Annotated in this window: 9 protein-coding genes and 2 pseudogenes; 6 read left to right on the top strand and 5 right to left on the bottom strand. The window is 69.2% G+C overall.

The annotated features are described in order from the left end of the window. From I73_RS02000 to I73_RS01985, 4 genes and pseudogenes are all read left to right on the top strand, one after another. On the top strand, nucleotides 1-453 hold a 453-nt coding region (locus tag I73_RS02000; RefSeq protein WP_022979083.1), incomplete at its 5' end, for an amidohydrolase family protein. Next, nucleotides 450-1,294 (top strand): annotated as a pseudogene (gene hutG / locus I73_RS25430) (N-formylglutamate deformylase). The gene I73_RS02000 and the pseudogene hutG, both read left to right, overlap by 4 nt. Next, nucleotides 1,291-2,700 carry a formimidoylglutamate deiminase gene (gene hutF, locus I73_RS01990; RefSeq protein ID WP_022979082.1) on the top strand — a complete coding sequence of 470 codons (1,410 nt, stop codon included), beginning with the start codon at nucleotides 1,291-1,293 and terminating at the stop codon, nucleotides 2,698-2,700. Before hutG ends, hutF begins: the two are co-directional and overlap by 4 nt. Before the next feature lie 33 nt (nucleotides 2,701-2,733). After that, a complete protein-coding gene (locus tag I73_RS01985) occupies nucleotides 2,734-3,144 on the top strand; it encodes a DUF805 domain-containing protein (protein ID WP_022979081.1) in 411 nt (136 codons plus the stop codon). A gap of 9 nt (nucleotides 3,145-3,153) precedes the next feature. Here the strand turns inward: I73_RS01985 and clsB are convergent, their stop codons facing one another. From clsB to I73_RS01965, 4 genes are all read right to left on the bottom strand, one after another. Beyond that, nucleotides 3,154-4,449 (bottom strand): cardiolipin synthase ClsB, encoded by a 1,296-nt coding sequence (gene clsB, locus I73_RS01980; protein ID WP_022979080.1) that lies wholly within the window; start codon nucleotides 4,447-4,449, stop codon nucleotides 3,154-3,156. A gap of 1 nt (nucleotide 4,450) precedes the next feature. After that, nucleotides 4,451-5,275, bottom strand: coding sequence for an endonuclease/exonuclease/phosphatase family protein (locus tag I73_RS01975; RefSeq protein ID WP_022979079.1), 825 nt, complete (start codon nucleotides 5,273-5,275; stop codon nucleotides 4,451-4,453). Continuing rightward, complete coding sequence (gene nudB / locus I73_RS01970) at nucleotides 5,272-5,754, bottom strand: dihydroneopterin triphosphate diphosphatase (protein ID WP_022979078.1); 483 nt, start codon at nucleotides 5,752-5,754, stop codon at nucleotides 5,272-5,274. Before nudB ends, I73_RS01975 begins: the two co-directional genes overlap by 4 nt. A 247-nt stretch (nucleotides 5,755-6,001) precedes the next feature. Continuing rightward, on the bottom strand, nucleotides 6,002-7,189 hold the full coding sequence (locus I73_RS01965; RefSeq protein ID WP_026096198.1) for a S53 family peptidase: 1,188 nt from the start codon (nucleotides 7,187-7,189) through the stop codon (nucleotides 6,002-6,004). Nucleotides 7,190-7,612: 423 nt separating this feature from the next. Between I73_RS01965 and I73_RS01960 the strand changes: the two genes are divergently transcribed. Next, nucleotides 7,613-8,305 (top strand): hypothetical protein, encoded by a 693-nt coding sequence (locus tag I73_RS01960; RefSeq protein WP_022979076.1) that lies wholly within the window; start codon nucleotides 7,613-7,615, stop codon nucleotides 8,303-8,305. Between the two features lie 89 nt (nucleotides 8,306-8,394). After that, the gene (locus tag I73_RS01955; protein WP_148289652.1) at nucleotides 8,395-9,246 is read left to right on the top strand and encodes a hypothetical protein; all 852 of its coding nucleotides are present in this window, start codon (nucleotides 8,395-8,397) and stop codon (nucleotides 9,244-9,246) included. Nucleotides 9,247-9,307: 61 nt separating this feature from the next. Here I73_RS01955 and aspS read toward each other — a convergent pair. Then, nucleotides 9,308-10,907: pseudogene (aspS, locus tag I73_RS25425) on the bottom strand (aspartate--tRNA ligase); the annotation flags it as partial. Nucleotides 10,908-11,061: the final 154 nt, after the last annotated feature.

Raw genomic sequence — 11,061 nt, 5'->3', positions numbered from 1 at the left:
CTGAGCTGCGACCATCTGCCGTATCTGGACGACGCCGGCGTGCAGGCCCTGGCCGCGGCCGGCACGGTGGCCGTGCTGCTGCCGGGTGCCTACTACTTCCTGCGCGACACCCACCTGCCACCGGTGGCCGCGCTGCGCGCCGCGGGCGTACCCATCGCCCTGGCCACCGACCACAACCCCGGCACCTCGCCCACTCTGTCGCCGCTCTTGATGATGAACATGGCCTGCACCCTGTTCCGCCTGACGCCGGAAGAAGCCCTGGCTGGCTTCACCCGCCACGCGGCGCGGGCCCTGGGCCTGCATGAGCGCATGGGCCAGCTCAGCCCCGGCCGCCAGGCCGACTGGGCCCACTGGGCGGTGGACCATCCCCACGAACTGGCCTACCGTTTCGGCCACAGCCCGGCCTGCCGCGTCGTGCGGGCCGGCCAGCCTGTCCAGGAGGTTCTCGCATGAACGCCCCCGACCTCGCCATTGACCGCGCCCCCGAACTCGAGACCGAGACCTTCACCCTCTGGCGCGGCACCGGCCCGCTGCTGGTGAGCGTGCCGCATGCCGGCACCGCCATCCCGGACGATCTGCGAGCGGCCTTCATGCCGCGCGCCCTGGCCACCGAGGACGCCGACTGGCACCTGGAGAAGCTCTACGCCTTCGTGCGCGAACGCGGCGCCAGCCTGATCGTGCCCCGTTTCGCGCGCTACGTGATCGACCTGAACCGGCCGCCCGACAACGCGCCAATGTACCCCGGCGCCACAACACCGAGCTCTGCCCCACCCGCTTCTTCAGCGGCGATCCGCTCTACCGCGAGGGCCAGGCCCCGGACGCGGCCGAGGTGCAGCGCCGCCGCGCCCGCTACTGGCAGCCCTACCACGACGCCCTGGAGGCGGAGCTGGCCCGACTGCAGGCCGCCCACGGCCATGCGGTGCTGTTCGACGGCCACAGCATCCGCTCCGAACTGCCCTGGCTGTTCGAGGGCAAGCTGCCCGACCTGAACCTGGGCACCGTGGGTGGCGCCAGCTGCGACCCGCTGCTGCGCCAGCGCCTGGCCGAGGTGCTGGCCGGACAGGACACTTACACCCAGGTGGTGGATGGCCGCTTCAAGGGTGGCCACATCACCCGCCACCACGGCCAGCCCGCCCAGGGCCGGCATGCCATCCAGCTGGAGATGTGCTGGTCCTGCTACATGACCGAGGCCCCGCCCTGGGCCTGGGACGCCGCCCACGCCGCGCGGGTGCAGCCGCTGCTGGGCCGGCTGGTGGACACGATGCTGGCCTGGCGGCCGGGGGCCGCGGCATGAACGCGACAACGGAGAGCCCCACCCGAACCCTGTGGGCCCCCTGGGCCTGGCTGCCCGAGGGCTGGCAGGCCGATGTGCTGCTGAGCGTGGATGCCCAGGGCCACTGGGCCACGGTGCAGGCCGGCCAGCCCTGCCCGCCCGGCGCGCAGCGGCTGGCGGCCCCGGTGCTGCCCGGCCTGGTGGACGCGCACAGCCACGCCTTCCAGCGCGCCTTTGCCGGCCTGGCCGAGCAGCGCACGCAGGCCGAGGACGACTTCTGGAGCTGGCGCGACCGCATGTACCGGGTGGCCGGCCGCGTGGGCCCGGCCGAGCTGCGCACCATCGCCCGCCAGCTCTACGGCGAGCTGCTGCGCGGCGGCTACACCCAGGTCTGCGAGTTCCACTACCTGCAGCACCAGCCCGACGGCACGCCCTACGACGACCCGCTGACCCTGTCGCGCGCGCTGATCGACGCAGCGGCCGACACTGGCATCGGCCTGACCCTGCTGCCGGTGATCTACGAGCGCGCCGGCTTCAGCCAGCCCGCGCTGCGGCCCGACCAGGCCCGCTTCCGGCTGGATGCCGACGGCGCCTGGGCGATCTGCCAGGCGGTCAACGCCCAGGGCCATGCGCGGCTGAACGCGGGCGTGGCGGTGCATTCGCTGCGCGCGGCCCGGCCCGAGAGCCTGCAGCGCCTGGCCACGCTGGCCACCGGCCAGGCCGTGCCGCTGCACATCCACGTGGCCGAGCAGCCCGCCGAGGTGCGGGACTGCCTGGCCGCCACCGGCCAGCGACCGATGCAGTGGCTGGCCGCGCAAGGCCTGCTGGATGCCCGCTGGCAGCTGGTGCATGCCACCCACAGCACGCCCGAGGAGATTGCCGCGGTGGCGGCCCGTGGCGCGGGCGTGGTGATCTGCCCCGGCACCGAGGCCAACCTGGGCGACGGCCTGGCCGACCTGCCCGGCTGGCTGGCCGCGGGCGTGCCGCTGGCCATCGGTTCGGACAGCCAGGTCACCCGCGACTGGCGCGAGGAGCTGCGCTGGCTGGAGTACGGCCAGCGCCTGCAGCGCCTGCAGCGCAATGTGGCGGCCGATCCGGCCGGCGGCGAGCCCTCCGGCTGCACGCGGCTGTGGCGCAGCGCGCTGCGTGGCGGGCAGGCGGCCGCGGGCGTCGCCCGCTGGGGCCTGCAGGCCGGCGCGCGGGCCGACCTGCTGGTGGCCGACGCGGCCGCGCCCGAGTGCGCCGGCCTGCCCATGGGCCGTTGGCTGGACGCGCTGGTGATGACCGGCCCCGGCATGCCCTGGGCGGCGGTGATGGTGGCCGGCGACTGGGTGCTGCAGGACGGGTTGTTGCGTGCAGACCACTCCGGAGGCGCCGAGAAAGGGGCAATGGCCTACACCCGGCTGATGTCCGCGCTGTGGCACTGAGGCCGCCCCCAAGCCCCATGGAATACTGCGCCCATGCCGCCGTCCGCGCCGTTCTCACCGCCCCCCCAGCCCGCCGAGGGCGGCAATCCCTTTGCCGACCCGCTGCCGCCGCTGTGGCTGTACTTCAGCTTTCGCGGGCGCATCTCGCGCGCCACCTTCTGGCGCCACGGCGTGCTGTGGCTGCTGCTGATCACGCTGCTGTTCAACGGCCTGCTGGGCATCGTCGGCCTGAATGCCGAAGAGGCCGACGGCCTGACCAACCTGCTGCTGCTGTGGCCGGCCCTGGCCATCTCGGTCAAGCGCTGGCATGACCGCAACCGCTCGGCCTGGTGGGTGCTGGTCAACCTGATCCCGCTGGTGGGCTGGCTGTGGGTGCTGATCGAGAACGGCCTGCTGCGCGGCACCCCGGGCGACAACGACTACGGCCCGCCGCCGACGGTCTGACCCGCAGTTTCAGTAGCGCTCGTTCCAGCCCGCCAGGCGCAGGTACCAATGCGCCATCCAGGCCACCAGGCCGCGGCCCAGCATGGCGGCCCAGCCGCGGCGCAGCGGCGCCACGGTGATGTGCAGCGACTGGGTGAGCGCCAGCTCGAACTCGCGTGAGGCGGCGGCCGTCAGGGTCTCGTCACGCACCACCAGATTGGCCTCCAGGTTGAGCAGCAGGGACAGCGGGTCCACGTTGGAGCTGCCCACGGTGATCCAGTCCTCGTCGGCCATCGCCATCTTGGCGTGCAGGAAGGCGGGCATGTATTCGTAGATCTCGATGCCCTCGACCAGCAGCTCGTCATACAGCACCCGGGCGGCCAGGCCGGCGATGCGGTAGTCCAGCTTGCCCTGCAGCAGCAGGCGCACGCGCACACCCCGGCGCGCCGCCTTGATCAGCGCCCGGCGGAACGAATGGCCCGGATAGAAGTAGGGCGTGACCAGGTCGACCCGGCGCTCGGCCAGGCGAATGGCCTCGATCAGGCTGCGCTCGATGGCCCGGCGCTGGCGCATGTTGTCGCGCACGACGAAGGCCACCTGCACCGGGGCCCCGTCGCCCGGCGGCAAGGCGGGGTGTGGCGGCAGGATGCGCAGCTGCCGCAGGTACTGGCGGGCCGAGCGCACCGGCCGCGCGCTGCGCACCAGGTTCAGCACCTCCTGGCGCCAGTCCTCACCGAAGGCCGCGCGGGTCCAGATGGCCCGCACCGTCTGCTCCACCGGCATGGCGGCCGGGCCGTGCACCTCGGCTGCAAAGTCCAGGCGCGGATGCTCGCTGCGGCCGTGGTGGATGTCGTTGCGGTCGTCGATGAGGTTGATGCCGCCGACGAAAGCGCGCTGACCGTCCACCACGCAGAGCTTCTGGTGCAGCCGCCGCATCTGCCCCGGCTGCAGCCAGTTCCACCAGCGCTCCAGGGGACGGAACACCGTGAAGTGCACACCGGCCGGCTCCAGCCAGCGTTGCAGCGTGGGCAGGCTGCGATGGGAGCCGAAACCATCGACCACCACCCGCACCCTCACGCCGCGGCGCGCGGCGGCGGCCAGGGCCAGGGCCACGGCCTCGGCCGCGCTGTCGTCGTAGAAGATGTAGGTGGCCAGCCAGACCTCGTGCAGGGCCTGGCCGATGGCCTCGATCAGGCGCGGGAACAGCTCATCCCCGCCACGCAGCAGGCGCACCTCGTTGTGGCCGAAGAAGACCGGCCGGGAAAAGATGTACCAACTGCCGGGATGGACCGGCGTGTCAGCGGCTGACGCGTCGGTGGGCGGCATCTCAGGTCGGCTCGAGCTCCACCAGCAGCGGCAGATGGTCGGACATGCGGGCCCAGGCCGGCCCGCGCGGCACGCTGCTGCGCAGGCAGCGGAAGCCCCGGGTGTAGACCCGATCCAGCGCGAAGATGGGCACCCGCGAGGGGAAGGTCAGGCGGCTGGACAGGCGCCCATCGGGCGCCCGGGCCCGCTGCAGGCCCAGGCCGGCCATCGGCGTGTCCAGGCGCTCGCCCCAGTCGTTGAAGTCGCCCGCCACCAGCAGGGGCTCGCCGGCCGGCACATGCGAGGCGATGAAATCGTGCAGGCGCTGGACCTGGCGCACCCGGCTGGCGTGGATCAGCCCCAGGTGGGCCACCACGGTGTGCACCACCCCGCCCTGCCAGCTCACCGGCACGTAGAGCAGGCCGCGTTGCTCGAAGCGGTGGTCGGAGACGTCGTGGTGGCGGATCTCGCCGATCGGCCAGCGCGACAGCAGCGCATTGCCGTGCTCGCCGTCGCGGGTGACGGCGTTGGTGCGGTAGGCGGCCTCGTAGCCCTCCGGCGCCAGGAACTCGGCCTGCCCTTCCTCGGGCCAGCCGAACCAGGTCTGGTCGAAGTGCCGGGCCTCACGCTGGTTGAACAGCCGCACCTCCTGCAGGAACACCAGGTCGGCATCCAGGGCCTTCACGCCCATGCCCAGGTTGTGGATCTCCAGCCGCTTGCCCGGCCCCATGCCACGCACGCCCTTGTGGATGTTGTAGGTGGCCACCCGCAGGCAGGGGGTGTCGGTGCGCCGCACCGGCGGCAGGGCATTGAGCTGGCCAGGATGGACCGGGGCAACGGGCGTCATGGGGTGGGGGCCGCGAAGCGCGGCAGCAGCAGGATGGCCTCCGCATTGGAGGGCGAGAAGCAGGCATCGGCCGCGGCCTGCCAGGGCAGCCAGCGGGACTGCAGGTGTTCGCGCGGCGCCAGCGTGACCGGCATGCCCGCGGGCACGCACAGGCCGAAGACATGCTCGGTGTTGTGCGTCACGCCGGGCGGGTAGCGGTGGCGCCAGCGCGGGTAGATCTCGTAGACATTGGACAGGGACCAGTCGCGCAGGGCCGTGTCCGGCACGGCGTCGGTGCCGATGCGGATGCCGGTCTCCTCCAGCACCTCGCGGCGGCAGGTCTCGCGCAGGGCTTCGTCCAGGCTGTCCTTGGAGCCGGTGACGCTCTGCCAGTAGCCGGGCGCGTCGGCCCGCTCCATCAGCAGCACGTTCAGGTCGGCGGTGTGGATGACCACCAGCACCGATTCGGGAATCTTGGGCGGCTTGGGGCTCTCGCTCATGCCTGCATCCTAGCGCGGCGGGAAGGCCCCGGCCTCAGCGCAGGCGGGCGATCGCCACGAAGGCGGCGGTCAGCGCCCCGCCATGGCGCGGATCGAAGTCTCCCTCATGCCGACAAGCCATGGCGGCCCGCGCGGCCGCGCAGTTTGAGATCGATCAAGAGTCCGGAGCCATGGCCCGCAATGAAAAGGCCCCGCCGAAGCGGGGCCGTGTCGGTGGGCGCCGGTGGCGCCCATCACGCCGCGAGCGTCAGAACGCGGTCGAACCGTTGGGCGTGCCCAGGCCGGTGGGGCCGTCGTAGCCCGCGCCGGCGGTGCAGAGGTAGCTGGGGCTGCAGCTGCCGTTGCTGCCGGAGGTCACGTCGAACAGCGAGTTGGTGTGGCTGTACGGATCGGAACCATAGGTCACCGGGCCACCGTTGACACCGTAGATGCCGGCGATGACGGGTGCGGCCACGCTGGTGCCGCCGTAGACCTGCCAGGCGGACTTGGTGCCGATCTTCTTGGGACCGTACACCGCCACGCCGGTGGCCGGATCGGCCACGGCCGACACGTCGGCCACCGTGCGCAGGGCACAGCCGCTGTCGGTCTGCCAGCTCGGCTTGGCATACACGGTGCTGCAACCACTGCCCGCACCGCTCCAGGCGGTCTCGGTCCAGCCGCGGCTGTTGGAGGCCGTCTTCAGCGAGGTGCCGCCCACGGCGGTCACATGCGGCGACGAGGCCGGGAACTGCACGCCATAGCCGTTGTCGCCGGAGCTCACCACCATGGCCACGTTCAGATGGTTGTAGAGCGACTCATAGGTGGTGCTGCCGGACTCACCGCCACCGTAGCTGTTGCTCACGGCACGCACGCCGCTGAGCTGCGCCGCGGTGTTGGCGGCGGTGGCCAAGTTGCTCATGCTGCTGGAAGATGCCTCCACCAGCACGATGCTGCAGGACGGGCACATGGCGCTGACCATGTCCAGGTCCAGCGCGGCTTCCTGGTTCCAGCCCTTGTTGGTCGAGGGGTACTTGGTGCCACCGTTCTGGTCCACCTGCTTGAAGCAGCCGTTGGCCTTGGTGCAGGCCGGCAGACCGAACTGCGAACGGTAGACCGCCAGATCGGACTCGGCGTTGGCGTAGTGGTAGGCATCCACCACGGCGATCACGGTGGAGGCCGAGCCGGTACCCGTGATGTTGTAGGCCGAGCGCAGGTTGGCCGGGCTCAACCCACTGGGGGCGGTGGCGGTCAGGTCATTGCCATTGCGGTCCGTGACGATGTGCGAGTGGCAACGGGCATGCCCCTCGGCCACGTCGTGTCCGCAGACCTCGCGGGTCAACACCTTCTTGAGGATCGGGCCGGCGGCCAGATCCTGAGCGCTTGCGCTGGCACCCGCCAGCTGAAGGGCCGCAACGGCCAAAGCGACGCCCCAATGACGGAGCTTGATTCCTCGCATACCACTGACTCCTCTGCATTTGTCACAACATCCGCCCAGCCGCCCGGATGGACGCTCCTCGTGGGCAGCGCATCCGGCACGGCGGGGCACCTTCTGTCACCGACCGCGGTCTCCCAACGAGCCCGCCAGTCAGGCGACGGATGCTGCGCCGTCGGCCAGTCGCCAACCTGTCTGCTGGCTGTCCAGACCGGGGGAATGGGCCTTATCCCCCTAATGTCGAGGGTCCGCCTCGTGCCGGGTCAGCAATCCCTTTCCCACAAACGTGGGGGATTCTCCGTCTATCGTCAAAATTCACGACAGCGAATATTTTCAAGAATCGGCATTGCAGATAAAAGCCTTCCTCTGATCTCGGCATCTGTGCCATTGCGCATTCCAGGCTCCGCATCAAGAGCCACCGAGGTTTCTTTCGCATTACCTCAAGTCATGAAGTCGTATTTCCTCTCAGCAGCCATCCTCGTCGCCAGCTTTCTGTCCGGCTGCGCCGCGCCTCCCCAGCAACCGCTGGCTGTGTCGCAAGAATTTTCGAAGTCCACCGGCGCCAAGGTGGGCGTGGTGCTGACCAATCTCCCGAAGGTCGACACCGAGTTTCCCGGTGCAGGTTGCCTGCTTTGCCTGGCCGCGGCATCACTCAATCACAAGAGCTTGACCGCCCAGGTCCAAACCTGGCCAACCGATGACATCGCCAAGGTCAAATCGGATCTGGTCAAGGCTCTGCAAGACAAGGGTTTGAGCGCACAGGAAATCGAAGCCCCCCTGGTGCTCAAGCAATTGCCGGGCTATGACAGCAAGGTGCCCAACGTGGCCCGCAAGGACTTCCGCGGCGTGAAGACCCAGTACCAGGTCGACAAGCTGCTGGTGGTCGACATCACGGCCCTGGGCGTGTGGCGAAATTACTCCGCCTACATTCCCACGGGGGCGCCTCAGGCCGTGGTGAAGGGCACCGCTTACATTGTCAATCTCGAGTCGAACGCCCTGGAGTGGTATCTCCCGCTCAACGTGGCCAAGGGCGTCAGCGGCGAATGGGATGAGCCTCCCAAGTTTCCTGGCCTGACCAACGCTTACTTCGAAGCCATCGAAGAAGCCAAGGAAAACATGGTCCAGCCGTTCAAGCAATGAGCGGCCGCCCAGACCTCCCTGGGCGCAAAGGCCTCGGTGTTGCGGCCCTTCTTCTGTGCTGCGCGGTGGCCCCCGGGACAGCGACCGCAGTGGCCGAGCCCCTCGCCAACCCCGGCGGTCTTGCAGGCACCGGGGTCAGCGACCCTGGAGCGCCCATCCACTTTCAGCTCATCGATGCGGCCCCGGTCGCCTTCCATGGCCTTGCCGAGAGCGCCGATCCAGGTCAGAGCGGCGCTGGCATGCCCTATCCGGTCGTCGGCATCGTTGGCCTGTTGACCGCAATCGCCACGCACGCGGTGCTGGTCAAAACCAGTGAGAGCCACGAACGCAGCAAACAGGAGAATGCAGCCGAAGCCGTGCTTGACCCCTTTCGTGCCGGACTGACTGACGTGTCGCTGCGCACGTTGCTGAACAGCCCCGCCACGTCCGGCCCTGTACAGCGGGCCTTCGAGATCCTGCCGGACGCCGAGGTGACCTCACCGGCATGGCGACTTGAACTCTCGCCAACCTTCCTGATGAGCAAGGATCAGCGGGTTCTGATTCTGGAGGCCCAGGTGAAGGCGCAGCGCCAGCCTGACCGCGAGGGCTCATCGCCCTACGCCAATGTCATTCGCGTGATCTCCGCACCTCGGGAGGACATCGCCACGGACACGACGGCCACTCCAGAACAAGTCCGGCATCTGATCGACGACAGCTCAGCACTGCTGGTGCAGGCCCTGGAGATGCTCTCCCGCTCGCTGCGAGACGCGGAGCACCCCGCGCAAGGGGCCCGGCTGGAAGAGCGAACCGTTCGCTACAAGGAAGGCGTCAAACAGCGTTTTGAGCGCGGCGTCGTCTTGGCCGAGTCCTGTGATCGTGTCGAGCTGCGGACACTCAGAGGATGGCTCATGTCCGTGCCACGGCAGAGTCCGCCGACACAGGCAGACTGCACGCCGCACTGACCCTCCAGTCAGTGCGGCGCACCGCCGCTCTCCCTCAAGAACGGCGGCAATGCCCCCGCGATCAGCCCGCGGCCTGGGCGTTGCGCAGGCGGATGTGCAGTTCGCGCAGTTGCTTCTCGTCGACCATCGACGGGGCGCCGGTCAGCAGGCACTGGGCACGCTGGGTCTTGGGGAAGGCGATCACGTCGCGGATCGACTCGGCCTTGGTCATCAGCGTGATCAGGCGGTCCAGGCCGAAGGCCAGGCCACCGTGCGGCGGCGCGCCGTACTGCAGCGCGTCCAGCAGGAAGCCGAACTTGATGCGCTGCTCTTCCGGCGTGATCTTCAGGGCCTCGAAGACCTTGGCCTGCACGTCGGCGCGGTGGATACGGATCGAGCCGCCGCCCAGTTCCCAGCCGTTGAGCACCATGTCGTAGGCCTTGGCCACGCAGGCGCCCGGGTTGGTGGTCATCAGCTCCTCATGACCATCCTTCGGGCTGGTGAAGGGGTGGTGGCAGGCGTTCCAGCGGTCCTCGTCCTCGTCGTACTCGAACATCGGGAAGTCCACCACCCACAGCGGCGCCCAGCGGTCGTCGAACAGGCCCTTGGACTTTGCGAATTCGCTGTGGGCGACCTTGATGCGCAGCGCGCCGATGGCGTCGTTCACCCACTTTGGCTTGTCGGCGACGAAGAAGATCAGGTTCGCCGTTGCAGGCACCGTTGCGGGCCAGGGTCTCGGCGATGGCGGCGTCGTGCAGGTTCTTCACCACCGGCGACTGCAGGCCGTCGCGGCCCTTGGCCACGTCGTTGACCTTGATCCAGGCCAGGCCCTTGGCGCCGTAGATCTTGACGAACTCGGTGTAGCCGTCGATCTCGCCACGCGACATGTCGGCGCCGCCGGGCACGCGCAGGGCCACCACGCGGCCACCCGGGGTGGTGGCCGGGGTCGAGAAGACCTTGAAGTCCACGTCCTTCATGACGTCGGTCAGCTCGGTGAACTCGAGTTTGACGCGCAGGTCGGGCTTGTCCGAGCCGTACTTGAACATCGCGTCGGCGTAGGTCATGACCGGGTAGACCGGCAGTTCCACGCCGATGGCGTTCTTGAACACCGAGCGGATCATGCCCTCGAACATGGCACGGATCTCCTCCTCGCCCAGGAAGGAGGTCTCGATATCGATCTGGGTGAACTCGGGCTGGCGGTCGGCGCGCAGGTCCTCGTCACGGAAGCACTTGGTGATCTGGTAGTAGCGGTCGAAGCCCGCGACCATCAGCAGCTGCTTGAACAGCTGGGGCGACTGCGGCAGCGCGAAGAAGTGGCCATCGTGCACGCGGCTGGGCACCAGGTAGTCGCGCGCGCCTTCGGGCGTGGACTTGGTCAGCATCGGCGTCTCGATGTCGATGAAGCCGTTGGCGTCCAGGAACTTGCGCACCTCCATGGCCACGCGGTAGCGCAGCTTCAGGTTCTGCTGCATCTGCGGGCGGCGCAGGTCCAGCACGCGGTGGGTCAGGCGCACGGTCTCGGACAGGTTGTCGTCGTCGAGCTGGAACGGCGGCGTGACGGAGGGGTTCAGCACCTCCAGCTCATGGCACAGCACCTCGATCTTGCCGGAGACGAGGTTGGCGTTCTCGGTGCCGGCCGGACGGGCGCGCACCTTGCCGACGATCTTCAGGCAGAACTCGTTTGGTGGACGCCGGCATCGTGCGCGCCATCCCCGACATCTACAAGCTCGGCTTCTCATCCCTGGCCACGCTGGAGCGCATGGGCGACAAGAGCGCCCAGAACCTGCTGGCCGCCATCGACAAGAGCAAGACGACCACGCTGGGCCGCTTCCTGTT

It is taken from the genome of Ideonella sp. B508-1, assembly GCF_000333615.1.
Lineage (GTDB): Bacteria > Pseudomonadota > Gammaproteobacteria > Burkholderiales > Burkholderiaceae_C > Ideonella.
Note: the sequence above shows the minus strand (reverse complement) of the source record. Positions and strands in the feature narration are given on the sequence as shown.

What these genes read in the sequence shown, in the direction of transcription:
- hutF (WP_022979082.1), top strand. Translation starts at nt 1,291, where the DNA reads ATGAACGCGACAACGGAGAGCCCCACCCGAACCCTGTGGGCCCCCTGG.
- I73_RS01985 (WP_022979081.1), top strand. Translation starts at nt 2,734, where the DNA reads ATGCCGCCGTCCGCGCCGTTCTCACCGCCCCCCCAGCCCGCCGAGGGC.
- clsB (WP_022979080.1), bottom strand. Translation starts at nt 4,449, where the DNA reads ATGCCGCCCACCGACGCGTCAGCCGCTGACACGCCGGTCCATCCCGGC.
- I73_RS01975 (WP_022979079.1), bottom strand. Translation starts at nt 5,275, where the DNA reads ATGACGCCCGTTGCCCCGGTCCATCCTGGCCAGCTCAATGCCCTGCCG.
- nudB (WP_022979078.1), bottom strand. Translation starts at nt 5,754, where the DNA reads ATGAGCGAGAGCCCCAAGCCGCCCAAGATTCCCGAATCGGTGCTGGTG.
- I73_RS01965 (WP_026096198.1), bottom strand. Translation starts at nt 7,189, where the DNA reads ATGCGAGGAATCAAGCTCCGTCATTGGGGCGTCGCTTTGGCCGTTGCG.
- I73_RS01960 (WP_022979076.1), top strand. Translation starts at nt 7,613, where the DNA reads ATGAAGTCGTATTTCCTCTCAGCAGCCATCCTCGTCGCCAGCTTTCTG.